This window comes from Bradyrhizobium sp. UFLA05-125 (assembly GCF_059803515.1).
In genome coordinates, this window is record NZ_JBANBJ010000070.1 from 1 (window position 1) to 24,299 (window position 24,299).

26 protein-coding genes, 1 tRNA gene and 1 riboswitch are annotated in these 24,299 nt (G+C 64.2%); of the genes, 13 read left to right on the forward strand and 14 right to left on the reverse strand.

The window, feature by feature from the left end:
• The 4 genes from SO156_RS36545 to SO156_RS36560 form a co-directional block, all read right to left on the reverse strand.
• Positions 1-353 (reverse strand): SRPBCC family protein (locus tag SO156_RS36545; RefSeq protein WP_498538163.1); only part of this gene is annotated, 353 nt, incomplete at its 3' end.
• Positions 350-664 carry an ArsR/SmtB family transcription factor gene (locus SO156_RS36550; protein ID WP_211383744.1) on the reverse strand — a complete coding sequence of 105 codons (315 nt, stop codon included), beginning with the start codon at positions 662-664 and terminating at the stop codon, positions 350-352. The genes SO156_RS36550 and SO156_RS36545, both read right to left, overlap by 4 nt.
• Positions 665-747: 83 nt before the next feature.
• Positions 748-2,055: an ammonium transporter gene (locus SO156_RS36555; RefSeq protein WP_498538164.1), complete on the reverse strand. Its 1,308-nt coding sequence runs from the start codon at positions 2,053-2,055 to the stop codon at positions 748-750.
• Positions 2,056-2,261: 206 nt separating this feature from the next.
• Positions 2,262-2,600, reverse strand: a complete 339-nt coding sequence (locus tag SO156_RS36560; RefSeq protein WP_063706748.1) for a P-II family nitrogen regulator — start codon at positions 2,598-2,600, stop codon at positions 2,262-2,264.
• 245 nt (positions 2,601-2,845) lie between these two features.
• Between SO156_RS36560 and SO156_RS36565 the strand changes: the two genes are divergently transcribed.
• A complete protein-coding gene (locus SO156_RS36565; RefSeq protein ID WP_458144602.1) occupies positions 2,846-3,742 on the forward strand; it encodes a DUF4339 domain-containing protein in 897 nt (298 codons plus the stop codon).
• Between the two features lie 4 nt (positions 3,743-3,746).
• Here SO156_RS36565 and tesB read toward each other — a convergent pair whose 3' ends face one another.
• Complete coding sequence (gene tesB, locus SO156_RS36570; protein WP_458144603.1) at positions 3,747-4,610, reverse strand: acyl-CoA thioesterase II; 864 nt, start codon at positions 4,608-4,610, stop codon at positions 3,747-3,749.
• Positions 4,611-4,870: 260 nt separating this feature from the next.
• Between tesB and SO156_RS36575 the strand changes: the two genes are divergently transcribed.
• A complete protein-coding gene (locus SO156_RS36575) occupies positions 4,871-6,091 on the forward strand; it encodes a ubiquinone biosynthesis hydroxylase (protein WP_458144604.1) in 1,221 nt (406 codons plus the stop codon).
• Between the two features lie 215 nt (positions 6,092-6,306).
• Here SO156_RS36575 and SO156_RS36580 read toward each other — a convergent pair whose 3' ends face one another.
• Positions 6,307-6,504: a Trm112 family protein gene (locus SO156_RS36580; protein WP_027525074.1), complete on the reverse strand. Its 198-nt coding sequence runs from the start codon at positions 6,502-6,504 to the stop codon at positions 6,307-6,309.
• 361 nt (positions 6,505-6,865) lie between these two features.
• Between SO156_RS36580 and SO156_RS36585 the strand changes: the two genes are divergently transcribed.
• Both SO156_RS36585 and SO156_RS36590 read left to right on the forward strand, forming a co-directional pair.
• Positions 6,866-7,213, forward strand: coding sequence for a cupredoxin domain-containing protein (locus SO156_RS36585; protein WP_498538165.1), 348 nt, complete (start codon positions 6,866-6,868; stop codon positions 7,211-7,213).
• Positions 7,214-7,223: 10 nt separating this feature from the next.
• A complete protein-coding gene (locus SO156_RS36590) occupies positions 7,224-8,054 on the forward strand; it encodes an FTR1 family iron permease (RefSeq protein ID WP_498538166.1) in 831 nt (276 codons plus the stop codon).
• Positions 8,055-8,079: 25 nt separating this feature from the next.
• Here SO156_RS36590 and SO156_RS36595 read toward each other — a convergent pair whose 3' ends face one another.
• Positions 8,080-8,637 carry a TetR/AcrR family transcriptional regulator gene (locus SO156_RS36595; RefSeq protein ID WP_498538167.1) on the reverse strand — a complete coding sequence of 186 codons (558 nt, stop codon included), beginning with the start codon at positions 8,635-8,637 and terminating at the stop codon, positions 8,080-8,082.
• Positions 8,638-8,746: 109 nt separating this feature from the next.
• Here SO156_RS36595 and SO156_RS36600 point away from each other — a divergent pair, with 109 nt between their 5' ends.
• Genes SO156_RS36600 through SO156_RS36610 form a run of 3 tightly spaced genes read left to right on the forward strand, consistent with a single transcriptional unit; the run spans position 8,747 to position 10,382 of the window.
• Positions 8,747-9,097 carry a hypothetical protein gene (locus tag SO156_RS36600; protein WP_458144608.1) on the forward strand — a complete coding sequence of 117 codons (351 nt, stop codon included), beginning with the start codon at positions 8,747-8,749 and terminating at the stop codon, positions 9,095-9,097.
• A 10-nt stretch (positions 9,098-9,107) separates the two neighbouring features.
• Positions 9,108-9,566 (forward strand): PaaI family thioesterase, encoded by a 459-nt coding sequence (locus SO156_RS36605; RefSeq protein ID WP_498538168.1) that lies wholly within the window; start codon positions 9,108-9,110, stop codon positions 9,564-9,566.
• Between the two features lie 3 nt (positions 9,567-9,569).
• Positions 9,570-10,382, forward strand: coding sequence for an SDR family oxidoreductase (locus SO156_RS36610; RefSeq protein ID WP_498538169.1), 813 nt, complete (start codon positions 9,570-9,572; stop codon positions 10,380-10,382).
• Between the two features lie 11 nt (positions 10,383-10,393).
• Here the strand turns inward: SO156_RS36610 and SO156_RS36615 are convergent, their stop codons facing one another.
• Together SO156_RS36615 and trxA are read right to left on the reverse strand one after the other, a co-directional pair.
• Positions 10,394-11,071, reverse strand: a complete 678-nt coding sequence (locus SO156_RS36615; protein WP_458144611.1) for an LON peptidase substrate-binding domain-containing protein — start codon at positions 11,069-11,071, stop codon at positions 10,394-10,396.
• Between the two features lie 75 nt (positions 11,072-11,146).
• The gene (trxA, locus tag SO156_RS36620; RefSeq protein ID WP_498538170.1) at positions 11,147-12,070 is read right to left on the reverse strand and encodes a thioredoxin; all 924 of its coding nucleotides are present in this window, start codon (positions 12,068-12,070) and stop codon (positions 11,147-11,149) included.
• A gap of 276 nt (positions 12,071-12,346) precedes the next feature.
• On the opposite strand from trxA, the gene SO156_RS36625 reads away from it, so the two are divergent.
• The 4 genes from SO156_RS36625 to SO156_RS36640 all read left to right on the forward strand — a co-directional run bounded on the left by SO156_RS36625 (position 12,347) and on the right by SO156_RS36640 (position 15,837).
• Positions 12,347-12,421 (forward strand) — tRNA-Gly (locus SO156_RS36625).
• 76 nt (positions 12,422-12,497) lie between these two features.
• A complete protein-coding gene (locus tag SO156_RS36630) occupies positions 12,498-13,484 on the forward strand; it encodes an NAD-dependent epimerase/dehydratase family protein (RefSeq protein WP_498538171.1) in 987 nt (328 codons plus the stop codon).
• A gap of 278 nt (positions 13,485-13,762) precedes the next feature.
• Positions 13,763-15,040 carry a PQQ-dependent sugar dehydrogenase gene (locus tag SO156_RS36635; protein ID WP_498538172.1) on the forward strand — a complete coding sequence of 426 codons (1,278 nt, stop codon included), beginning with the start codon at positions 13,763-13,765 and terminating at the stop codon, positions 15,038-15,040.
• 212 nt (positions 15,041-15,252) lie between these two features.
• The gene (locus SO156_RS36640; RefSeq protein ID WP_498538188.1) at positions 15,253-15,837 is read left to right on the forward strand and encodes a c-type cytochrome; all 585 of its coding nucleotides are present in this window, start codon (positions 15,253-15,255) and stop codon (positions 15,835-15,837) included.
• Positions 15,838-15,930: 93 nt separating this feature from the next.
• Here the strand turns inward: SO156_RS36640 and panE are convergent, their stop codons facing one another.
• The 3 genes from panE to SO156_RS36655 form a co-directional block, all read right to left on the reverse strand.
• The gene (gene panE / locus SO156_RS36645; RefSeq protein ID WP_498538173.1) at positions 15,931-16,854 is read right to left on the reverse strand and encodes a 2-dehydropantoate 2-reductase; all 924 of its coding nucleotides are present in this window, start codon (positions 16,852-16,854) and stop codon (positions 15,931-15,933) included.
• Positions 16,855-16,951: 97 nt separating this feature from the next.
• Positions 16,952-17,557, reverse strand: a complete 606-nt coding sequence (locus SO156_RS36650) for a 2-hydroxychromene-2-carboxylate isomerase (RefSeq protein ID WP_458144616.1) — start codon at positions 17,555-17,557, stop codon at positions 16,952-16,954.
• Between the two features lie 99 nt (positions 17,558-17,656).
• Positions 17,657-18,241: a DUF2239 family protein gene (locus SO156_RS36655; protein WP_498538174.1), complete on the reverse strand. Its 585-nt coding sequence runs from the start codon at positions 18,239-18,241 to the stop codon at positions 17,657-17,659.
• A gap of 151 nt (positions 18,242-18,392) precedes the next feature.
• Here SO156_RS36655 and SO156_RS36660 point away from each other — a divergent pair, with 151 nt between their 5' ends.
• Positions 18,393-19,058 (forward strand): glutathione S-transferase family protein, encoded by a 666-nt coding sequence (locus SO156_RS36660; RefSeq protein ID WP_498538175.1) that lies wholly within the window; start codon positions 18,393-18,395, stop codon positions 19,056-19,058.
• A gap of 101 nt (positions 19,059-19,159) precedes the next feature.
• Here SO156_RS36660 and ggt read toward each other — a convergent pair whose 3' ends face one another.
• Positions 19,160-20,911, reverse strand: coding sequence for a gamma-glutamyltransferase (gene ggt, locus SO156_RS36665; RefSeq protein WP_498538176.1), 1,752 nt, complete (start codon positions 20,909-20,911; stop codon positions 19,160-19,162).
• A 127-nt stretch (positions 20,912-21,038) separates the two neighbouring features.
• Here ggt and SO156_RS36670 point away from each other — a divergent pair, with 127 nt between their 5' ends.
• Entirely contained in the window at positions 21,039-22,424 is a 1,386-nt protein-coding gene (locus SO156_RS36670) for an MFS transporter (protein ID WP_498538177.1), read from the forward strand.
• A gap of 108 nt (positions 22,425-22,532) precedes the next feature.
• On the opposite strand, the gene purH is transcribed toward SO156_RS36670, so the two are convergent.
• Positions 22,533-24,125 carry a bifunctional phosphoribosylaminoimidazolecarboxamide formyltransferase/IMP cyclohydrolase gene (gene purH / locus SO156_RS36675; protein ID WP_498538189.1) on the reverse strand — a complete coding sequence of 531 codons (1,593 nt, stop codon included), beginning with the start codon at positions 24,123-24,125 and terminating at the stop codon, positions 22,533-22,535.
• 38 nt (positions 24,126-24,163) lie between these two features.
• Positions 24,164-24,245, reverse strand: a riboswitch (ZMP/ZTP riboswitch).
• Positions 24,246-24,299: the final 54 nt, after the last annotated feature.

Sequence of the window (24,299 nt, forward strand, 5' to 3'; positions counted from 1 at the left end):
CAGGCCGCGCGCATCAGGCAGCAGTTGGTGTTGGCCGCCTGCGGCCGCTTTGCTCTGATGTCGCAGGCTTCCTGGATGATGCGAAACCGGGTGCCGCCAGCCTCGTTCGGTTCGATCCTGAAGGTGACGTGGCTTTCTCGAAACGGGGGCTCGGACTCGCGGAGCCGGTAACGCACCTCTTCGCCCGCGACCGACGATTCGGGCTCGGCGCCCGCGAGGTCGCAATCAGGCAGCCAGCGTTCGCGCAGCGCCGGAATGGTCACGGCGCGCCAGACCTTTGCAGGCGGCGCATCGAAGTCATATTCAAGCACCAGGGCTTCGTCGGGCCGATCGGGCTTCGCTGCGTCGCTCATTGATCCATGTCCTTCAAGAGATCGGCGAGTGCTTCCATGCGCTTTGGCCAGTAGGCGCGGTAGCGCGCAAGCCATGTCCCGATGGTGGCGATGCCGTCCGGATCGACCTCGTAGTTCACAAATCGGCCCTGCCGCTGTTCGCGCACGAGACCTGCTGCACGCAGAACCGCAAGATGCTGCGACATCGCCGGTTGGCTGATCTCCAATCCGTCGCGCAGCGCGCTGGCATTGAGGCTTCCGCCAGCGAGCTTTTCAAAGACCTTTCGGCGCGTCGGGTCGGCCAGCGCCTTGAAGATATCGGCTTCGATCATGGCGACACATAAGCATACACTTATGTGTTGCGCAAGCCCGAAGCGGCCTGAGGCTGCCGAGTGCTTCGAGCGACCGCAACGAGCTACTGCAACGCCTCGCCGTGCTGGGAAATGTCGAGGCCTTCCAACTCGTGCTCACGCGAGACGCGCAAGGGGACGAACAGGGCGACCAGCCTCAGCAGGATGAAGCTCGCACCCGCCGACCAGACGAAGGTGACGGCAACCCCGTAAAGCTGGATCAGGAGCTGCTGCGGGTGGCCCTCGATCAGGCCGCCGGTGCCTCCGATCGCGCTGGTCGCGAACACGCCGGCGAGCAGCGTGCCGGTCAGGCCGCCGATGCCGTGAACGCCGAACACGTCGAGCGAATCGTCATATTTGAAGCGGAGCTTCAGCCAGGTGCAGGCCCAGTAGCAGACCGCCCCGGCGATGATGCCGATGACGATGCCGTGCCAGGGCGCGACGAAGCCGGACGCCGGCGTGATGGTGCCGAGGCCGGCGACCGCGCCCGAGATCATGCCGAGCACCGAGGGCTTGCGCCGCGTCGACCATTCGATCGCGCCCCAGGTCACGGCGCCCGAGCAGGCCGCAAGATGCGTGGCGATGATGGCCATCACGGCGTGTGAATTGGCCGCCAGCGCCGAGCCGCCGTTGAAGCCGAACCAGCCAACCCACAACAGTCCGGTACCCATCACCGCAAGCGAGAGATCGAACGGCGACAGGTTCTCCGTGCCATAACCGTGACGGCGTCCCATCACCATCGCAGCTACCAGCCCCCCGGTGCCGGCGGAGAGATGCACGACGAGACCGCCGGCGAAATCCAGGACGCCCATGCTGGCGAGGAAGCCGCCGCCCCAGATCCAATGCGCCAGCGGAACGTAGACGAAGATGAACCAGCCGATCGAGAACACCAGATAGGCAGAGAATCGCATGCGGTCGGCGACGGAGCCTGCGACCAGCGCCACGGTGATGATGGCGAAGGTCATCTGGTAGAGCATGAATAGCGCTTCCGGAATCGTCTTCGCGGCCGGGTTCACGCTGTCCAGGGTCATGCCGGCGAGGAACCAGCGGTCGAGCGAGCCGAGCCATGGGCCGTCGCCGACGAAGGCCAGCGAGTAGCCAAACGCGACCCAGAGGATCGAGATCAGCGTCACTGCGGCGAGACTCTGCGCCATGGTCGCAAGCACGTTCTTCTTGCGCACCATGCCGGAGTAGAACAGCGCAAGCCCCGGGATCGTCATCATCAGCACCAGCGCGGTGGCGACGATCATCCAGGCGGTGTCGGCGCTGTTGATCTCGCTCGTCGCGGCGTGCGCCGGCGTCACCAGTGAGATCGCGGACATCAGTCCGATCGGCACAGCCATGGCGGCTGCGCGGCGCAAAGTGGCCGCCATGTCGTTTCCCCCAGTATGGAAAGCGAACGCGCGCTATGGCGTCATTGCCCGGCGCGTTTCAGACAAGAGTTCTTCTCACAACGTCACAAGCACTCCACCTCATCCCGAGGAGCGCGCTTGCGCGCGTCACTAAGGATGGCCGCGGGTATCGTCCGGGGACGCGCGTTCCGCGCTCCTCACCATGAGGGGCTGGCGACCAGTCAAACTTACAACGCGTCGCTGTCGGTCTCGCCGGTGCGGATGCGCAGTGCGTGATCGATCGGCGTGACGAAGATCTTGCCGTCGCCGATCTGCCCGGTGCGCGCCGTCGAGGTGATGACGCTGACGGCCTTGTCGGCGATGTCGGAGGGGACCGCGATTTCGATCCTCAGCTTGGGCAGGAAGTTCACGACATATTCGGCGCCGCGATAGATTTCGGTATGGCCCTTCTGGCGGCCGTAACCCTTCACTTCGGTGACGGTCATGCCGTGCACGCCGATCGCCGTCAGCGCCTGGCGGACCTCATCGAGCTTGAAGGGTTTGATGATCGCGACGACGAGTTTCATGGTCAGGCCTGTTTCCCCGGGGGCTTCGCCACACAATACGCAGTTGGCGCTGCGTCAATCTGGCATCTTTCTGGGCAAATGGCATAAAAATGTTGCAGGTTGAAGAGGGAAAAAGGCGGGTCCACGAGGACCGCCGCCTCTGTACAGAGCAGCCGGTCGTCCTCCACAATGCATTTTTGGCATGGATGCGGTGAACCGAACCGTTCCGGCCGGTACAAAAGTATGTTTGAGATAGGGGGCATTTCATGGCGAGTTGGTTCTACGCAGCCGAAGGCAAGCAACAGGGGCCCTATCCGGAAGGGCAATTCCGGGATCTCATTGCCCAGGGCGTGGTCCGCCCGGACACGCTGGTGTGGACCGAGGGCATGGCGGGCTGGCAGAAGGCTGCCGAAATCCCGGGATTGATGGCTGGCGGCGGCGCGCCGCCGATCATTCCGGCGGGCGGACCGCCCACGATGGCCTCCGCCGGGGGCTATAGCGGCGGCGGTTACAGCGCTGGTGGCTCTGCGCTCTCGATCGATTTCGACATCCTGGAGTTCACCTGGCGCTCCATCGTCTTGCTGATCGGCATGGTCCTGGTCATCCCGGCGCCGTGGGTGTTCGTCTGGTACACGCAGTGGATCGTGTCCTGCGTGAAGGTTCCGGGACGGCCGAATCTCAGCTTCACCGGCAATGCGATGACGCTGGTGCCCTGGTATTTCGGCTTCGTCGTTCTGTTGATCGCCGTCAACTTCATCGGCATCCAGCTGCTCAACACGCTGGTCTCCATCTTCGAGATCGTGCTGGCCTGGCTGCTGATCAAATGGATGGTCGCGAACCTCGCCTCCAACGGGCAGCCGCTCGGCCTCAGCTTCACCGGCTCGGTCTGGGCCTATATCGGCTGGAACCTGCTGTTCGCGATCTCCATCATTACCATCATCGGCTGGGCGTGGGTCGCGGTGGCCCAGATCCGCTGGATGTGCCGCAGCATCGAGGGCACACGGCGCGACATCGTGTTCAGGGGTACCGGGCTCGAGATGCTCTGGCGCGGGATCGTGACCGCCATCCTCTGCTTCTTCATCATCCCGATTCCCTGGATGTATCGCTGGATGATGGGCTGGCTGGCGTCGCAGACCGAGCTCGCGCCGAAGGGGTCGGTCTAGAGCATCAGCCCTTCCGCTCGCGCACCGAGCCTTCCTGCGCGACGGAAGCCACCAGCGTGCCGTCGGGCTTGAAGATCAGGCCGCGGGTCAAGCCGCGGCCTGATTGCGCACTCGGCGAATCCTGCGAATAGAGCAGCCATTCGTCGGCGCGGAACGGGCGGTGAAACCACATCGCGTGGTCGAGGCTCGCCGGCATCATGCGCTTGTCGAACAGCGTGCGGCCGTAGCGCGCCATCACCGCATCGAGCAGCGAGAAGTCCGATGCATAGGCAAGCGCGCACATGTGCAGCGCCGGATCGTCCGGCAGTTTTGCTGCAGTCTTGATCCAGACGTGGATGCGGCCGTCCTCGATCTTCTGGCCGAAATAGCGGCCGATCTCGACTGGCCGCAGCTCGATCGGGCGGTCGGATTCGTAGTAGCGGCGGATGAAGTCCGGCATCTCGCGGAACATCGGTTGCTTCGCGACTTCCTCGGCCGTGAGTTTTTCCGGCGGCGGCACGTCGGGCATCTTGTCCTGATGATCGAAAGCGCCCTCCTCCTCCGCATGGAACGAGACCATGATCGAAAAGATTGCATTGCCGTGCTGGATCGCGGTGACACGCCGCGTCGAATAGCTCTTGCCGTCGCGCAGCCGTTCGACCTGGTAGATGATCGGCACCTGCGGGTCGCCCGGCAGGATGAAATAGCAATGCAGCGAATGCGGCAGCCGGCCCTCCACCGTGCGGCAGGCCGCGACCATCGCCTGCCCGATCACCTGCCCGCCGAACACCCGCTGCCAACTCGTCTTCGGGCTGTTGCCGCGGAACAAATTCACCTCGAGCGGCTCGATATCGAGGATTGAGATGAGGTCGATCAGGCTTTTGGACATGATGGCGCTTTCAAGGTGTCGTCATTCCGGGGCATCGCGTAACGATGAAGGCGGAATCTCGAGCCGAAACCTCCAGATTCCGGGTTCGCCAACCACGTCGGCTGTTGCCGACTTGGTTAACTTAACAAGCCGAACTCGGGTAAACCCGAGTTCGGGTCGCGCGCCCCGGAATGACCGCGAGGAACGGCCCTTGGTTCACCGCCCTGTTTCGCCCAGCTCAAGTCTGCTAGCAAGGCCAAGAGTTAGCCGGGATTCAGGGTATGTCAGTACAGGGTAGCATTGTCATCGGCGGCGGCGCATTTGCAGGGCTCGCGCTCGCGCTGGCGTTGCGTCAGGGCTTGGGTGCCGAAATTCCGGTGATCGTCGCCGATCCGGCGCTCGCCACACGGCCGAGCCGCGACCCGCGCGCCACCGCCATCGTCGCGGCCTGCCGCCGGCTGTTCGAGGCGATCGGGACCTGGGACGAGGTCAAGGGCGGCGCGCAGCCGATCCTCGACATGGTCGTGACCGATTCAAAGCTTGAGGACGTCACCCGTCCGGTGTTCCTGACCTTCGCCGGCGATGTCGAGCCCGGCGAGCCCTTTGCTCACATGATCGAGAACCGCCAGCTCATCGACGTGCTGGTCAAGCGGGCCGAGGCCGAAGGCATCGATCTTCGCGCCACCCCTGTTGCGTCCTACGACGCGCGCCCTGACGGCATCGACGTGACGCTCGGCGATGGCAGCGTGGTCGCGGCGAGCCTGTTGATCGCGGCCGATGGCGCCAAGTCAAAGCTGCGCGAGCGCGCCGGCATCGCCACCCATGGCTGGGAGTACGATCAATCCGGCATCGTCGTCACTGTCGGCCATGAGCGCGATCATGAGGGTCGCGCCGAGGAGCATTTCCTGCCCGCCGGCCCCTTCGCGATCCTGCCGCTCACGGGAAAACGCTCCTCGCTGGTGTGGACCGAGGGCCGCACCGAGGCCGCGCGCATCACGGCGCTGAGTGAAGACGAATTCCACAGCGAGCTCGAGCAGCGCTTTGGCCTGCATCTCGGTGAGATCAGGGCAATGGACAAGCCGCGCGCATTTCCGTTGTCCTATTTCGTCGCCCGCTCCTTCATCGCCGAGCGCCTCGCGCTGGTCGGCGATGCCGCGCATGTCATCCATCCCATCGCGGGCCAGGGCCTCAATATGGGCCTGAAGGATGTCGCGGCACTCGCCGAAGTGGTCGTCGATGCCGCGCGGCTCGGCATGGATATCGGCCAGAGCGATGTGCTCGAGCGCTATCAGCGCTGGCGGCGCTTCGACACCATGGCGATGGGGGTCGCGACGAATTCGCTGAACTTCCTGTTCTCCAACAAGTCCACCCTGCTGCGCACCGTGCGCGACATCGGCCTCGGCATCGTCGATCGCGCCCCGCCTTTGAAGAATCTCTTCATCCGCCAGGCCGCCGGCCTCACCGGTGAAGTGCCGAAATTGTTGAAGGGCGAGGCGTTGTAGGGTTCGCGCGTCCCACACTCTCCGCTGTCGTCCCGGACAAGCGCAGCGAAGCGGAGCGCAGATCCGGGATCCATAACCACAGGGAGGAGTTTGGCGAAGACTCGTGGTTACCAATTTCGCGCCACAACCACTCCCTGGGGTTATGGGTCCCGGCCTTCGCCAGGATGACACCGAATGTTTGGAGCGGCTCTCGCGCGATTGCGCCGGCACCTCTCTCAATCAATCTTCCGCGCCTCCTCCGGCAGCATGATCGGGATGCCGTCGCGGATGGGATAAGCGAGCTTGGCGGAGCGCGAGATCAGCTCCTGCTTGGCGGCGTCGAATTCGAGCGGCCCCTTGGTCAGCGGGCACACCAGGATCTCCAGAAGCTTGGGGTCGACGGTGGCTTCGGGGCGTTCGGTTGGCGTGGTCATAAATGGTCTCCGGCGGTGGTCCAGCCCTAAAGCATGATCCGGAAAAGTGTGAAGCGGTTTTCCGAGAAGATCGTGCTCAAACGACAACCTAAAGCGCGATGATGATTCATCCTGATCTCATCGCGCTTTAGCACAGAAAGCTGCGGCGTGTCGCCGCATACGGATGCCGGGTGTTGCGTAATTCCCGGTGTAACCAGGCTTTCTGCGCGGCGTCATAACTTAGAATAGCTGTAGAGTAAGTCCCTTTGCGAGGGCGCCGCCTAGCCGCCAGCGCCGATTTTTGGTTTGCAGGACGGCAGGCAGCGCGGCATGCGCTTGCCATCGATTTCGACCATTCCAAAGCCCTAGGACACGCCGATCCATGTTTGCTTCGCTTAACCCAAGGTCTTTCGCCCTCGCTGCGCTCTGCGTCGCTGCGCTGCTGCCGCTCGTAGCCGCGAACGCGCAGCAGGCGACCGAACTCCAGATCGCCTATGATGGCGCGTTCCAGCCGAACGAGCTGCGCGCACCGGCCGGCAAGCCGATCACCGTCAAGGTCAAGAACAACAGCGCCAAGGCGATGGAGTTCGAGAGCAAGACGCTCAAGGTCGAGAAGGTCATTCCGTCGAAGGGCGAAGCCGTCGTCAACGTCCGCGCCCAGAAGGCCGGCCGCTACGAGTTCTTCGACGAGTTCAACGAGAAGGCGCGCGGCACGCTCGTCGTCGAATAAGGATCAGTTCGTGCTCGCCGCGCTCATCATCGTCTTCCGCGAAGTCTTCGAGGCCGGTCTGATCATCGGCATCGTGCTCGCGGTGACGCGTTCGGTTAAGCATCGCAATCGCTGGATCGCCGGCGGCGTGCTGGCGGGCGTTCTGGGCGCATGCGTGGTCGCGGCGTTCGCTGGTGCCCTGTCGCAGCTCTTCGAAGGCATGGGGCAGGAGCTGTTCAACGCGGCGATCCTTGGCGTTGCCGTGATCATGCTGACCTGGCACAACGTCTGGATGGCGCGGCACGGCAAGGAGATGGCGGGCGAATTGCGCGCTGTCGGCCAGGCGGTGGCCGAAGGATCCAAATCGCTGCTGGCGCTGGCGGTCGTGGTCGGGGTCGCGGTGCTGCGCGAAGGCAGCGAGGTGGCGCTGTTTCTCTATGGCGTTGCCGCGTCCGATGGCGGCACGGCGATGAACCTGTTGCTGGGCGGCCTGCTCGGCCTCGTGCTCGGCGGCGCGGTGTGCCTCCTCACCTATTTCGGCCTCTTGCGGATTCCGCCGCGCGCGCTGTTCACGACCACGACGGTGCTCATCACCCTGCTCGCGGCCGGCATGGCCGCGCAGGCGGTCTCGTTCCTCGAACGCGCCAACTGGCTCACCGCGCTCGATACGGTGGTGTGGGACACGAGCTGGCTTCTCTCCGAGGACAGCATCCTGGGCCGCACCCTGCACACGCTCATTGGCTACACCGACCAGCCGACCGGGATGCAGCTCGTGATCTACGCTGCCGTCGTCCTGGTCACGATCACCTTGATGCGGCTGGTCGGATCCGAGCCGCCCCGGCGCGCGATCGCCGCAGGCTGAGCAGCTCGAGACCAACTGCAAGAGCTCATCGTGCGACAATCCGCAGGAGCTCGTCGAGCGCGGCCTGTTGCTTGTCGGCCGGCAGCGTCTGGTCCGAAAGGGCAAAGCCGAAGAAAGCCCAGAACAGGATCTGCGCCCGGGGGCGTGCGACCTCCTCAGCGAGACCGGCCTGCTTCAAGAGGCTCTCGATATAGTCGAGCCTGCGGCGATCGACTGCGACGACCGCGGCGCGCGCCCGCGCATCGTTGGCAGCCCAGCTCCGTACCGCCTTTTCCAGCATGAGCTTGCTGCCGAAGGTCAACTTCAGCAGCACGGCGAGCGGCTCCGCGCCCCTGCTCTCGCTCTTGTTCTCGCTCTTGGCCGCCTCGACGGCCGCGATGATCTGTTCGGTGGCGACTTCGCGCCAGCGCGAGAGGATGGCGGCATGGAACGCGGCGAGATCCGCAAAGTGCCAATAGAAGCTGCCGCGGGAAACCCCCATCGCCTTGGCCAGTGGATCGGCTTTCAGCGCCGTGAAGCCGCTTTTTGCCAGCGTCTTCAGGCCCAGATCGACCCAATCCTGCGCCGAGAGCTGATCGGCCATCGGTTCCCACCTCCCATGATGCCGCACCATACACAACTGTATTGACAGGCACCAGCGCCTCTCGCTATAACAACCATACATCACTGTATGGTCCATGATGGAGATGCCAATGCGCGATCTGCTTCTGCAAGCGGCGGGCGTCATCGCGATCCTGGTCACAATTGGCCATGCCGTGCTCGGCGAGACTCAAGTCTTTGCCCGCGCCACGATCGAGCCGCCGCGGCTGCGAACGCTCATCCGCCTGGTCTGGCAGGCCGGTACGGTGGCGTGGTTTGCCGGCGGCGTGCTTCTGATTGCCGCACCCTGGATGGGATCGGACGCCGCGCGACACTGGATCATCGCAACGCTTGCGGTGGTGTTCGGATTCGCCGCCATCGCCAACGCGCTGGCGACGCGGACCGTGCACCCCGGCTGGATCGGGATGAGCGCCGTGGTCGCGCTGGCGGTTGCGGGCTATTAGCGGTGTCGCGATGGAGCAGCGCAACCATTCCGATGCCGGCTTTGATCTCCGGCATCTCGCCGCCATCAATGCGTGGGCCAACTTCAATCTGCGCGCAGGCTTCGAGGTCGTCGCGGCCGCAAACGGTGAAGCTGAAATCCGCATGAAATGGGACGACAGCTTCACGCAATATTCCGGACATCTCCACGCCGGCATGATCGCGGCCCTCCTCGACACGGCCTGTGGGTTCGCCGCAGCCACAAAGGTCGGTTCGGTGACCGCATCGCATTTCTCGATGAACTGCATGAAGCCGGCGATGGGTAGCGCTCTCGTTGCCAAGGGCAGAATGCTGCGCGCCGGGAGCAGGCAGATCTTTGCCCGGGCGGAACTCTTTACCGAGGACCGGCTTGGAAACATTTCGCTGGTCGCAACCGGCGAAACCATTCTCGTTCCCTTCCGTGACCAAGACGGCGACCGAGATGAGGAGTGATACATGCCATTGACGCTCGTTACCGGCGGCACGGGGCATTTGGGCCAGGACATCGTCGATCGCCTCGTCTCCTGCGGACATCGCGTCCGCGTCCTTGCAAGAACGCCGGGCTCCCGTTCAGACGTCGAATGGGCGGTCGGCGATCTCGTAACAGGCGCGGGGTTGAGGGAAGCGCTGCACGGTGTCGACACCGTCATCAATGCAGCGACCTACTCGCCGATCGCGCGCCGGGGCGGCTTCAGGCCGGTGGATTTCTTCAGCTCGCCTTCCGCCGTCGACGTCGAGGGCACCGAGCGGCTCTTGTCGCTGTCGCGCGACCAATCCGTCCGGCACTTTCTCCACGTCTCGGTCGTCGGCCTCGATGAGGCGACGTTGCCCTATGCTCGCGTCAAGCTTGCCGGCGAAAAGCTCGTCCGCAGTTCCACGCTGTCATGGTCCGTCGTTCGCGCAATGCCGTTCTATTACCTGCTCGACAAACTGCTGGCCCGCCAGGCCTGGCTTCCGGCCTGGCCCATGCCGACGACGGTGTTCAATCCGATCGATACGTCTGATGTCGCCGACTACGTCGTGACCTGTGCCTTCGATGGTGCGCGTGGAGCACGAGCGGAGATCGGCGGTCCCGAAGATCGCAGCCTCGCCGAGTTCGCGCGCCAGTATCTGCACGCGCGTGGTTTCCACCGGAGGATCCTGCCGATATCATTGTCGGAAACGCGAGCTCGCGGCATGGGCTTTGTCGTCGGCCAGGGCGTGCGCGGCAAATTGTCTTGGGCGGACTGGCTGCGCCGGCAATATCCGGACGTTCGCCGCGCGGCTTGACGCCGCGAGCGCTACTGCAGCGGCGGATCGCCGCTCGTGCGCTTCTTGGCGAGATCCATCTCGGTGACGGCGATCAGGATTTCGGCGCGGGTCTTGAGGTCGGGCGCTTCCAGCATCGCCTGTTTTTCCGCCGGACCGTAGGGCGACATCATCGCCAGCGCATTGACCAGCGCCTCGTTGGGTGCGCTCTCGACGCCTTCCCAGTCGACCTTGAGGTTGTTGGCCTTCAGAAAGTCGGCCAGCGCCACCAGGAGCGCATCGCGGTTGACCGCGTCCTCGCCCTTGCGGGCGGTGAAATCATCCGTGAAGGCGAAGAAGTTCACCTTGCACTGCCGGTAGGATGTCAGCACCTCGAGCTCCTGGACCACCTTGAAGCGCGCAATCCCGGTGAGCTCGAGGATGTAGCGGCCGTCGCCGGACTCGGCGAGCTGGGTGATGCGCCCGACGCAGCCGACGTTGAACAGCACCGGTTTGTCCGAATTCTTCGGCGAATGCGCCACGTCAGGCTGGATCATGCCGATCAGGCGATGGCCGTCGCGAAGTGAGTCGTCGACCATCGACAGATAACGCGGCTCGAAGATGTTGAGCGGCATCTGCCCGCGCGGCAGAAGCAGAGCGCCGGGCAGCGGAAACACCGGGATGATCTCGGGAAGATCGGCGGGCCCGCGATATTCGATGTTGATCGGCATACCCCGGTCCCCCGCTGGTTCACATGGCGCCAATCGCCTCAGAGCATGATCCGGAAAAAGATCACGCTCCAACAACTAAGAAAACAGGATGGTCGACAGCCGCTTGCGACCCTCGACGGTCGCATCGTCGGCGCCGCCCCAGGCCTCGAAGAACTGGATCAGCTGCTTGCGTGCGCCATCATCGTTCCATTTGCGGTCGCGCTTGACGATCTCGAGCAGCTGGTCGGTTGCCGCCGCCCGGTCGCCTTGCGCATTGAGCGCGGTCGCAAGATCGAACCGCGCCTGATGGTCGAGCGGGTTGGCGGCGACTTTCTGTTCCAGCTCCGCGACCGGCCCGAGCGATTCCGCCTGCTCGGCGAGATCGATCGCGGCCTGCACCGCCTTGACCGCGGCATCGCCCTGCTTGGACTCCGGCACCATCGCGAGCGTCTGCTTGGCCTGCTCGATGGCACCCGACGTGACGTAGCATTTCGCAAGGCCCGCGAGCGCGGCGATGTTGGTCGCATCGTGCGATAGCGCCTCGGCATAGATCTGCGCAGCAGCCGCGACGTCGCCCTCAGTGAGCACGGCGTCTGCCTCCTTCACGATCTCTGCGACGTTGACCTCGCCCGGCGCGGTGACGCCCTTGGTCAGGCGCTCGATGAAGGCGTTGACCTGGCTCTCGGGCACCGCGCCCATGAAGCCGTCGGCAGGCTGGCCGTTGACGAAGGCGATCACGGCCGGGATCGACTGGATGCCCATCTGGCCCGGAATCGCCGGGTGCTGGTCGATGTTCATCTTGACCAGCTTGACCTTGCCCTTGGCCGCCTTGACCGCCTTTTCCAGCACCGGGGTCAGTTGCTTGCATGGGCCGCACCATTCCGCCCAGAAGTCGATCAGCACCGGCTGGCGCTTCGATTCCTCGATGACGTCCTTCACAAAGGTCTGGGTGGTCGTGTCCTTGATCAGATCGGGCGCAGCCTGGCCCGCCGCTCCGTTGCCCTGGTCAATGATCGTCACGGAAGTCCCCTCGTCTGATGTCCGGAAAGGCGGCTCTTTAGCACGATGCCGTCCCATATGCTGCTGCCCCGGCTCCTAAATTGGGCCGGGACGGCCGAATTTCAATCCGTGATAAGCGATTCGGTGGTTCCTGGGCGTTTCCGGGGGCTTTCGACCCGATTCGGGGCTCATTTAGGTCCCCGAAAGCGAATTGATGCCACGGGTAGCTGTTGCATTCGCCGCCCGCTTTTGGCATACGACAGCCGTTGCCGGCGCGTCATGCGACCGACACAGGACGCGGGTGTAGCTCAGTGGTAGAGCACGACCTTGCCAAGGTCGGGGTCGAGGGTTCGAGCCCCTTCGCCCGCTCCAATTTCTCCCAGCGTCAAGCCTGCCAGGACCGGATCGCCTTCGGGCGGCTCCATCCGGCACGTACGTTGGACGCGCAATGACAATCCTGGTCACCGGCAGCGCAGGCCATCTCGGGGAAGCCATTCTCCGGACGCTTCGCGCGCAGGGGTCTACTGTGCATGGGGTTGATTTGAAGAAATCGGAGTTCACCGATCAGGTGGGCTCGATCGCCGATCCCGGCTTCGTGCAGGCCGCGATGGCAGGCGTCTCCGCCGTCATCCATACCGCCACCCTGCACAAGCCGCATGTCGCCACGCATTCCAGGCAGGACTTCATCGACACCAACGTCACCGGCACGCTCAACCTGCTCGAGGCGGCGGCGGCCGCCGGCGTGAAGGGCTTCGTCTTTACCAGCACTACCAGCGCGTTCGGCTCGCAACTCCGGCCCGAGGCGGGGACCGCCGCCGTCTGGGTCACCGAGGATCTGCCGTCGGTGCCGAAGAACATCTACGGCACCACCAAACTGATGGCGGAGAATCTGTGCGAGCTGTTTGTCCGCGAGAGCGGGCTTCCCGTCATCGTCTTGCGAACCTCGCGCTTCTTTCCGGAGGAGGACGACGATCCCTCGGCGCGGGCGAGCTTTGCGACCGAGAACGCGCAGGCCAATGAGCTGCTCTATCGCCGGCTGGATATAGCGGACGCTGTCAGCGCCCACCTCCTCGCCGTCGAGCGCGCCCCTAACATCGGCTTCGCGCGCTACATCGTGTCGGCGACGAGCCCGTTCACGCAAAGCCACCTCGCTGCCCTGGCCGAGGACGCCGCGCGTGTCGTGCATACGCTCTATCCCGATTGCGCAAAACTTTACGCGGCGCGGGACTGGCGCCTGTTTCCAACCATCGACCGTGTCTACGTCAACGATCGCGCGCGCCGCGAGCTGGGCTGGCGGCCGGCATTCGACTTTGCCCACGTGCTGAGCAGCCTGCGCGAGAATCGCGATTTTCGCAGCGCGCTGGCGCGTCAGGTGGGCTCAAAAGGTTACCATGACACCGTCTTCGATCGCGGGCCTTATCCCGTAGTCTCATAATTCTCACCGCGCGCACGCGAGCGTTGCCTGCGAAATAGTCGCGCGCCCTGTGATTCCGCGTTGCAGCGAGAACGGGCATACTCGCGTGACACGCCCGCAGAGAAGTTCTCTCTCAATTTTTATTGAGGCTGATCGCGACGCGCTAGCCACGCTTCTCAGCGCTTGCAGATGTGCTAACCTTTTCGTGTCTGCCTCCGTCGACAGACTCCGAACTTCGCCTCTCGAATAGCAAAACAATAACGGCGTGGCCGCCACGGCCGCCTTAGGGGAGTGACGCGATGACATCCATATTCCATCGATCCATCTTTGCGTTTGCGGCGGTTGCCCTGCTCGCGGGGACAAGCGTCGTGAATGCGCAGCAGCAGCAGGACAAGAACCGGGCGCTGAAGAAATACGAATCCGGCACCAAGGAGTTCTGGACGCATCCGCCGGATGACTGGTTCCTGGGGGATGAGACCGAGGCGCAGAAAGGTCTTGCGCCGCCGTCCGGGCCGCCGACCGGCGCCTCTGAGGCCGAGCTCGCCAACATCGTGAAGAAGATCAAGCTGCCGGCGGGCTTCAAGATCGAGGTCTGGGCGCCCGGCGTTCTCGCCGCGCGGCAGATGGCCTGGGGTGACAAGGGCACGCTGTTCGTCGGCTCGTTCGGCCTCGGCAACGTCTATGCGATCAAGGACAATGGCGGCAAGCGCGAGGTCAAGACCGTTCTCAAGGGTCTGAACATGCCGACCGGCCTCGCCTTCAAGGACGGCGCGCTCTACGTCATCGCCGTCGACAAGCTGATCCGCTACGACGACGCCGAAGCCAACATCGACAATCTCGGCCAGGGCAAGGTCGTCTATGACGACATGCCGTCCTACGCCGCACACGGCTGGAAGTACCTCGCGGCCGACAAGGACGGCTGGTTCTACATTCCGTTCGGACCGCCCTTTAACGTCGGCATTCCGCCGACCAGCGTCTCGCAGATCAGGCGCGTCGATCCCAAGACCGGCAATGCCGAGACCTGGGCGCTCGGCGTCCGCAACTCGGTCGGCGGCGACGTCGATCCGCGCAGCGGCAAATACTGGTTCACCGAGAACGCGCGTGACTGGATCAGCGATGATCTACCCAGCGACAAGCTGAACATGATCTCCAAGATCGGCGAGCATTTCGGCTATCCCTATTGTCACCAGGGCGATCTACCGGATCCGAAATTCGCGATGGGCCACAAGTGCTCGGAGTTCACGCCGCCCGTGCTGAATCTCGGCGCGCATGTCGCTCCGCTCGGGATGAAGTTCTACACCGGCGACCAATTCCCCGCCGAGTACAAGAACAACATCCTGATCGCCGAGCACGGCTCCTGGAACAGGCACAAGTACCAGGGCGCGCGCATCGTGCGCGTGATCGTCGGGCCCGACGGCAAGAATCCCAAGCAGGAAGTGTTCGCCTCCGGCTGGCTCGAAGGTGACCAGGGCTATCTTGGCCGTCCCGACGACATCGTCCTCGCCAAGGATGGCTCGATCCTCGTCGCCGACGATTGGGCCGGCGCGATCTATCGCATCAGCTACAGCAAGAAGTAGCGCGACGTGACGAGGGGCTGCGGTGGCCGGCGCGGCGGCCGCAGCCCTTGTTTTTGAGTTTTGGTCTTTAAGTCTTGGACAGTGTCGTTCCGGATTGCGCGCCGCTTGCGCGCAAGTCCGGAACCCATAACCACGACTTGGGGTTATGGATTCCGGGCTCGCCCTTCGGGCTCCCCGGAATGACGAGCCTGTTAGAGCGGAATCCTGCGATCATGTACCGGCAGTTTGCTTCTCACGCGATCATCGCACTTGCGCTCACCGCGCTTGCCACTATTCCCTTCGCGCACGCTGCCGACGTCCAGGAGAAGGCCGCAATCTGCGCCGCCTGTCACGGCGACAACGGCATCTCGCAGACCGAGAACATCCCCTCGCTTGCCGGCCAGCCCGATCAGTTCTTGCAGTGGCAGCTCGTGTTCTTTCGCGCCGGCTCGCGCAAGAACGAGCAGATGCAGCCGATCGCGGAACAGATTGCCAACGAGGACATCCGCAGTCTCGGCGCCTATTTTTCGCAGCTCACGCCGCCGAAAGGCCCGGAGGACAAGGATCCCGACCTGTCGAAAAAGGGCAAGGAAGCAGCCATCGGTCGCCGCTGCGCCTCATGCCACACCGACAGCTATGCCGGCACCAAGGCCGTCGCCCGCCTTGCCGGCCAGCGCGAGGAATATCTGGTGAAGGCGCTGCACGACTACAAAGCCGGCTTGCGCGTCGGCGGCGGCGTCGCCGCAATGGCCGACATCGCCTATTCGCTGAGCGAGGAAGAAATCACCGCGCTCGCGCACTATCTCGCGCATCTGTAGTAGATGTGAGCGAAGACCGCGACAAAACTCCGCCGTCGTCCCGGATCTGCGCTCCGCTTGTCCGGGACGACGGCGGTGTGTGGGGCCAGCTAGTTACGCCACCCGCTGTTTCTCATACGCCTTCAAATGCGTGTAGGCGATGCGCAGTTTCGGCACCGGCACTTTCGCAGCATCGGCGCGCGCGATGAGGTCGCCGATGATGTGATCGGCCTCGACAGGCAGGCCCGCCTTGATGTCGCGGAACATCGACGCGGTCATCGGCGAGCCTTCGGTGGTGATCAGGCCCTTGACCCGTTCGAAGAACGGCCCGCCGGGGGCATAGCCCGCCGCGGTGGCTGTCGCGCTGGTCTCATCCAACATGCCCAGGAGAAAGTCCTTGCCTCCGGCGACCGCCAGGATGTTGCCGACGGAGGTGCGCATCAGGCTGGTCGACGCAGCAAGCGAGGAGAGGAACACCCACTTCTCCCACATGTCCTGCATAATGCTGTGGCTCGCGCCCGCGCCGGCGATGCCGCTGGTGAGGACTTCGTCGATCGCCTTCACCCGCGCCGACAGTTTTCCGTCGCGCTCGCCGTAGTTGATCGACTGCATCGGCTGAAGCTGCACCACCTCGCGCTTCTCGTTCAGCGTCGCGGCGATGGCGCAGAGCCCGCCGAGCACGCGCTCGGCGCCGAACTTCTGGTCCAGCACATCGAGATGCCGCATGCCGTTGAGCACGGGAATGATCGTGGTGTTCGGCCCGACCGCCGGCGCGAACGATTTGATGGCATCGTCAAGGTCGAACGCCTTGCAGCTCAGCAGCACGACGTCGAATTTTTCGTCGAGCTTGCCCGCCTGCACCGCCGGCGGATTCGTCAGCGTTGCATCGCCGTTTGGGCTCTTGATGACGAGGCCGGCGCTCGCAAGCTCGCTCGCGCGCCGTGGCCGCACCAGGAAGGTGACGTCGCGCCCGGCCTGCAACAGCCTGCCGCCAAAATAGCCGCCAATGGCGCCGGCGCCGACCACGAGAATGCGCATGGGGTGCTCCGTTTGTTCTTGCTTTTAATTCGCCGCCGTCGTGGCTTTCGCCAGGACGACACCGGGGAGATACCTCACTTCGCGCGTTGGGTCAGAATCACTTTCCCGACACCGTCTCCTCGACCTCGCGCAGCTGCTCCTTGCCGAAGAACATTTCGTTACCGACGAAGAACGTCGGTGAACCGAACGCGCCCCGCGCGACGGCCTCCTCGGTGTTCTTGATCAGCTTTGCTTTCACATCGGGTTCTTGGGTACGTGTGAACAGCTTCTGCGCATCGAGGCCCGACGATGCGAGCGCCTTCATGGCGACTTCCTGATCGTCCATCTTCTTCGGCTCGCGCCACATGTGATGGAACGCGGCTTCGACATATTGTTCGAACACGCCTTCGAGCTGGGCCGCGATCGCCGCGCGCATCAGGTTCAGCGTGTTGACGGGGAAGAACGGGTTCCAGACATAGGGCTGTACGCGGAAGCGTTTGAGGAAACGCTCGGTCTCGACCGCCTGGAATTCGCGCTTGTTCTTGATGCCGGCGAGCGTCTCGGCCGGCGACTTGTTGTTGGTCGCCTTGAAGATGCCGCCGAGCAGGATCGGCACATACTCGAATTTCACGCCGATCCGCTGCTCGATCGCAGGGATCGCCTCATGGCTGAGAAACGCATTGGGACTGCCGAAATCGAACAGGAATTGTGGGGCGTGCGTCAAAACCGTCCTCCCGAGAGCTCGCTTTGCATTCATTGTGGCGCAGCGCGCGCGGCAGGTCCACCCGCTTCATGATGCTCATCATACTTTGACCGGGGCGCGTTACGCGCGGTCGCTGCTTGCGAGTTTCAGGACGTGGTCGCGGATGTCGGCGGGCCAGTCGGCGATCTCCGCTGCGAAGCGCCGGCGGTCACCTGCGAACAGCGCGCGTGAGGCTTCCTCGAAATGCGCGAGATTGCCCGCCATCGCCGACATGAAGTGGTAGGCGGCATCGCGTGCCTGCCGCTCGCGGTCGCGATCGCCGCTTGCACGGCGCGACTCGTCGACGAGCTTGCGCAGCGCGACCGAGGCGCCGCCCGGCTGCGCGTTGAGCCAGTCCCAGTGCCGCGGCAACAGTGTCACCTCGCGTGCCACCACACCGAGCTTGGGCCGCCCGCGGCCGCGCGGCGCAGTCGCCGGCTCAATGCCCCCGTCAGCTTCTGCCGGAGCGATTGTCGCCAGGCGGGCCAGCACGTCCTGGTCGTCGCCGCGCAGGTCGAAATCGGCCGCCCGCCCGCTCAAGTCGCTGAAGATCACGATCGCCGAGCCCGCGAACGCATCCGCGCGCTTGACCGCGAAGGCCACATCCGCGATCGGCCCCGAGGCCAGGCGCCGCTGGCCGACAAAGGCTGTGAAGGTTTCCTGCATTGAAATCACTGTGAAATTTGACGAGACAGCTTGTTAATATCCGGGTAAAATAAAGGCGTCAATATGCCCGGGTAAAAAGAGCGACCGTCTGGCTCGACAATCGCCCGCCGGGCTGGCACCAACGCGCCCGAGACCAGCGGGGGACCTCAAAATGCTGACCGTTCACCACCTCAACAATTCACGTTCGCAGCGCGTGCTGTGGCTGCTCGAGGAGTTGGGCGTGCCCTACGAGATCGTGCGCTATCAGCGCCAGCCGGACATGCGCGCGCCGAAGGAGCTGCGTGCGATCCATCCGCTCGGCAAGTCGCCCGTGATCACCGACAACGGCAACACCATCGCCGAATCAGGCGCGATCGTTGAATACCTCGTCGGCACATATGGCCAGGGAAGCCTGATCCCGCCGCCGAACACGCCGGAGCGGCTGCGCTACACTTATTGGCTGCACTATGCCGAAGGCTCGGCGATGCAACCGCTGCTGCTGAAGCTGCTGTTCACGTTGATGCCGAAGCGCGCGCCGGCGCTGCTGCGTCCCCTGGTGCGCAAAGTGTCGAACCAGGCGCTGACTGCGCTGGTCAATCCGCAAATCAAGCAGCACATGGATTATTGGGAAGGCGAGCTCGGAAAGAGCGAATGGTTCGCCGGGCCCGAATTCACCGCCGCCGATATCCAGATGAGTTTTCCGCTGGAGGCGGCGCAAGCGCGCGGCGGACTCGAGCAGGGCCATCCCAAGGCAATGGCGTTCCTCGAGCGCATTCACGCGCGCCCGGCCTATCAACGCGCGCTGGAGAAGGGCGGGCCGTACCAGGTCGGGCGGTAGAGTCGTTTCCATCGTCATTATTGTGGCGCGAGATTCCGGATACGATGCTCCGGGTCGCGCTCGCGCGATCCCGTCGCATCGCCCCGGAATGACGATTAAAGTTATTGCCCCGCTGCCGCGGCGCCCCGTGTGCGCGGGTCCGGTGCGCCGAACGGGCCGTTCGGCGTCACCGCGATCGAGTTGGCCGAGGTCTGGCCCATCGGCTCGACGACGAGGTGACCCATCGCCCTCAGCTCGAACAGCACGTCGTCGGAAAAGCCACGCTCGACGCGCACTTCGTCCGGCAGCCATTGGTGATGCAGCCGCGGTGCTGCGACGGCAGCGGCGACATCCATATGATAGTCGAGCACGTTGACGATCACCTGGAGCACCGTCGAGATGATGCGGCTGCCGCCGGGCGAGCCTGTCACGAGCACCGGCTTGCCGTCCTTCAGCACGATGGTCGGCGACATCGAGGACAGCGGCCGCTTGCCCGGTCCAGGCAGATTGGCCTCGTAGCCGACGAGGCCATAGGCATTGGAGGCCCCAACCGCCGCGGTGAAATCGTCGAGCTCGTTGTTGAGCAGCACACCGGTGCCGTCAGCGACAAGGCCGACGCCATAGCTGAAGTTCAGCGTATAGGTGTTGCTCACCGCATTGCCGCTGATATCGACGACCGAGAAATGCGTGGTGTTGCTGCCTTCGCGCGGCGGCGTCGCGCTCGCCACGATCTCGCTCGCCGGCGTGGCACTGTCGGCATTGATGCCGGCGCGGAGCTTGGCGGCATAGTCCTTGGCGATCAGTGTCTCGATTGGCGCCTTGACGAAAGCGGGATCGCCGAGATAACGCGCGCGATCCGCATAGGCGCGCTTCATGGCTTCGATCAGCAGATGCAGGGAGGCCGGCGAGCCCTGCTTCAGATCCGAGAGGTGAAAGCCCTCCAGGATGTTCAGCGTCTCGACAAGCACCACGCCACCTGACGACGGCTGCGGCATCGAGACGATGTCGAAGCCGCGATAGCTGCCGCGCACCGGCTCGCGGATCACGGGCTTGTATGACCGCAGATCCTCCGGAGTCATGATGCCGCCGGCATCGGTGACGGCTTTGGCAAGCTTTTCGGCGACCGGTCCCTCGTAAAATCCGCGCGGGCCTCGGGCGGCGATGGTCGACAGCGTCTTAGCCAAATCGCTTTGCACCAGCCGGTCATTCTCTTGCAGCGGCGTGCCGTCCGGTCGCGAGAAGATCTTCGCCGAGGACGGCCAGCGCGCGAACCGCTTGTGTGCGCCCGGCAAGGTGTCGGCGATATCGTCGCTAATGACGAAACCGTCGCGGGCCAGCGCGATCGCCGGCTCTAGCAATTGCGCCAGCGTGAACTGGCCGGAGCCGTATGTCTCCAGTGCCAGCGCAAGTCCCGCAACGGTGCCGGGCACACCGATGCCGAGTGCGGAGTCGCGCGACTTGGCGATATCGGGCTTGCCGTCGGCGCCGAGGAAGATGTCTGATGTGGTCGCAGCGGGCGCGGTCTCGCGATAATCGATCGCGACGTCTTCCTTGCGGTCGGCGGAATGAATCACCATGAAGCCGCCACCGCCGATATTGCCCGCGCGCGGATAGGTCACGGCCATGGCGAAACCGGTCGCAACCGCGGCGTCCACCGCGTTGCCGCCGCTCCGCAGGATGGCTGCGCCGATCTGCGCAGAGATCCTTTCCTGCGCCACCACCATGCCGTGCTCGGCGGCGATGGCATGAACTGTGTCGAGCGCGGGCGGTTCGTAGATACGGCGCGCATCCTGAGCGCGCGCTGGCAACAGACCGATACCTATAATCGTGAGGGCAGCTACGACTTTTCGTCGTGTCAGGACAAGCGACATCATCAAAGTTCCGCCATGCCTTGTTACTGCCGTGTCTTTCTGTCGTGTCTGGGCGCCACTCCACAGCCGTCACGGCAATGCTATACCGTTTGCGCTAAGAGAGGCAAAACTGTTCGTATAGGGAATGCTGATGACGACGATCGCCTCTGATGCCGATATGACGGACACGGAGCGGACCTATCCCCCGCGCGCTGCCGTCGTTAGCTGGATCTTCTTCGACTGGGCCGCACAGCCCTATTTCACCCTGATCACGACGTTCGTGTTTGCGCCCTATTTCGCCACAAGCGTCGCGCCGGACGCCGCGGCAGGACAGTCGCTGTGGGGATTCGCGATGGCGGCCGCCGGCTTGGTCATTGCCTTGCTGTCGCCGGTGTTAGGGGCCGTCGCGGACGCCGCGGGTCGGCGCAAACCCTGGATCGCTGCATTCGGCGTCATGCTGGTGCTCGGCTCTTGTGCGCTGTGGATCGGCAAGCCCGGCGATCCCGCCATCATCACGCCGCTGCTTGCGGCCGTGGCACTCGCTAGCGTCGGTGCGGAGTTCGCGACCGTCTTCAACAACGCGATGATGCCGACGCTTGTGCCGCCAGAGCGGATCGGGCGGCTCTCCGGCAATGGTTGGGCCACCGGCTATGTCGGCGGCATCATCAGCCTGATCATCGTGCTCGGCTTCCTCGCCGCAAACCCGGAGACCGGGCGTACGCTGCTTGGTTTCAAGCCACTGTTCGGACTCGATCCGGCCATGCATGAGGGCGATCGGATCACGGGACCGCTGACGGGTCTCTGGTTCATCGTGTTCGTGACGCCGATGTTCCTGTTCACGCCGGATTATCCCGCCAAGCGGCCCGTGCGCGCGGCGCTACACGCAGGACTCGCGCAGCTGAAGCAATCGCTTGGCGAACTGCCACGGCAGAAATCGCTCGCGATCTTCCTGCTGGCGAACATGATCTACACCGACGGTCTGGTGTCGCTGTTCGCCTTCGGCGGCATCTATGCCGCCGGCACGTTCGGCTGGCACACGATCCAGATTGGCACCTTCGGCATCATCTTGGCGATCGCCGGCACCTTCGGCGCGTGGCTCGGCGGCAAGCTCGACGATCTCCTCGGACCGAAGCGCGTGATCGCGGGCAGCATGCTGATCCTGTTGCTGTCACTCGCCGCGATCCTGCTGGTCGACAAGGATTCGATTCTGTTCATCAGCGTCGCGCCGCCCGCGCCCGGTGGCGCCATGTTCGCGGGCGCGGCCGAGCGCGCCTATCTCGTGCTGGGCTGCCTGATCGGCGCGGCCGGCGGCCCGCTCCAGGCAGCCTCGCGTACGCTGCTCATCCGTCTCGCCCCGAAGGATCGCATCGCGCAGTATTTCGGCCTGTTCGCGCTGACGGGGAAGGTGACGTCCTTCATCGGCCCGCTCCTGATCGGGGCGATCACGGCCGGGACCGCAAGCCAGAAGGCCGGCATGGGCGTGCTGGTGGTGTTCTTCGCCGCCGGGCTCGCGCTATTGACGCGCGTGCGGGAGTAGCGTCACCACCGTCATTCCGGGGCATCGCGGAGCGATGAACCCGGAATCCCGAGGTTGTCGCGCGAGATTCCGGGTTCGCGCTGCGCGCGCCCCGGAATGACGAGCAAATCAATGCCGGAAATGCCTGGTGCCCGTGAACACCATGGCGATGCCGTGCTCGTCGGCGGCCTTGATCACCTCATCGTCGCGCATCGAGCCGCCGGGCTGCACCACCGCAGTGGCGCCGGCCTCGATGCAGGCGAGCATGCCGTCGGCGAACGGGAAGAACGCATCAGAGGCTACGACCGATCCCTTGGTGAGCGGCTCGGCAAGCTTCAGCTCGTTCGCCGCATCCTGGGCTTTGCGGGCCGCGATCCGCGCCGAATCCACCCGGCTCATCTGGCCGGCACCAATGCCGACGGTGGCAAGATCCTTGGCGTAGATGATCGTGTTGGACTTGACGTGCTTTGCGACGCGGAACGCGAATTTCAGGTCGCGCATCTCGGCGTCAGTCGGTGCACGCTTGGTCACGACCTTGAACGTCATGTCGTCGACCACGGCGTTGTCGCGGCTCTGCACGAGCAGGCCGCCGGCAACGGTCTTGGCGGTGAGACCTGCCGAACGCGGGTCGGGCAGGCCGCCGGCGAGCAACAGGCGCAGATTCTTGCGCGCGCCAATGATGGCGATCGCTTCCTCGCTGGCATCGGGCGCGATGATCACCTCGGTGAAGATCTTCGTGATCTCGCGCGCTGTGTCGGCATCGAGGGCGCGGTTCATCGCGATGATGCCGCCAAAGGCGGAGGTCGAGTCGCAGGCGAGGGCCCTGCGATAGGCGGTAGCGAGATCGGGACCTTCCGCGACGCCGCAGGGGTTGGCGTGCTTGACGATGACGCAGGCTGCGGTGCGCTTGGCGTCGAACTCGCCGATGCACTCATAGGCCGCATCGGTGTCGTTGATGTTGTTGTAGGAGAGCTCCTTGCCCTGCAATTGCCGCGCGGTCGAGACGCCCGGCCGCTTGTCGGGCGTCGCATAGAACGCGGCGGTCTGGTGCGGGTTCTCGCCGTAGCGCAGCGCCTGGATCAGCTTGCCGCCGAAGGCACGATAGTCGGGCGCGTCGATCTCGAGCTGACGATTGAACCAGTTGGAGATCGCAGCATCATAGGCGCCGGTGCGGGCATAGGCTTTTGCGGCGAGGCGCCGGCGCAGCTTCAACGTGGTCGCGCCGTTGTTGGCGGCAAGCTCATCGAGCACGGCCTGGTAATCCTGCGCATCGACGACAACGGCGACATCGTCGTGGTTCTTCGCGGCGGCGCGGATCATCGCGGGACCGCCGATGTCGATGTTCTCGATGCACTCTTCAAAACCTGCGCCTTTGTCGACGGTCGCCTCGAACGGATAGAGATTGACGACGAGGAGATCGATCGGCGCGATCCCATGCGTCTTCATCGCGTCGGCATGTTCCTTGTTGTCGCGGATCGCGAGCAGGCCGCCATGCACCTTCGGATGCAGCGTCTTGACTCGGCCGTCCATCATCTCGGGAAAGCCGGTCAGCTCGGAGACGTCCTTCACCTTGAGGCCGGCGCTCGCGATCGCCTTTGCGGTGCCGCCGGTCGACACCAGCTCGACGCCATGGGCGGCAAGCGCCTTGGCGAACTCGATCAGACCGGTCTTGTCGGAAACGGAAAGCAGGGCGCGGGTGACGCGGCGGGAATGGTCAGTCATCGCATCAGTCATGGGGCAAGATCCTCTGTCTAAGGGAGTACCTATGCCCAGGCGCGCGGCAGATGTGTCCCGCGCTTCCCGATGGTGCTCCATCCAAGGTCGCCAGTCGCGCGAGCGGCTGCTCGTTACCAGCTTTCGGCGATCTTCACAACGGCTGGATGGGCGCGAGCCGGG